This window comes from Commensalibacter sp. W6292M3 (assembly GCF_016101315.1).
Taxonomy (GTDB): Bacteria; Pseudomonadota; Alphaproteobacteria; order Acetobacterales; family Acetobacteraceae; genus Commensalibacter; species Commensalibacter melissae.
Genome location: NZ_JACFQT010000012.1, coordinates 1 through 544 on the forward strand (window position 1 = coordinate 1; position 544 = coordinate 544).

1 pseudogene is annotated in these 544 nt (G+C 42.3%); it reads left to right on the forward strand.

The annotated features are described in order from the left end of the window. Nucleotides 1–102 precede the first annotated feature (102 nt). Nucleotides 103–544 (forward strand): annotated as a pseudogene (locus H3T57_RS09045) (hypothetical protein); the annotation flags it as partial.

The window sequence follows — 544 nt, forward strand, 5'->3', positions numbered from 1 at the left end:
ATGCGAGAAAGCCCCGTGATCAGGATGGCAGGTCCAGAAATCCGCTAAAACCCATGACCAGTTCACAGGGACAGAAAGCCTCTTCACAAAAAGGAAACCAGAATGACAAAATCTAACTATCTTTACGGATTTGGACTATGCTTGCTACTTTCAGCCTGTGGACCTAGAACATATTATGTACCTGTAAATAATAGACTGGGCACAGCCAGACCCCTATCCAAAACTAATGATGTCATCGCCGTCCTTGTGCCATACAAAATTCAAGAAATGGTTAAAAAGGCACGAAGCGATGATAAGGATTGGTTGACGTATGATGAAGCTGCACGTTATATAGGTATGGCAAAAATATATACAGAAGATCGTCTGAAGGAATTGGGATATAGGGTTGTCAATGATGGGTTGGATCCAAAGAATGATGGTCATCCAAATGTCATTGCACTTGTTGAATCTGCTGCTGATACGACGAAGGATGATACGGTTGTGAGAACCTATCAAACCCCTCTATTCACTGATACCAATGGAAATCCCGAGTTGTGGAAAACAA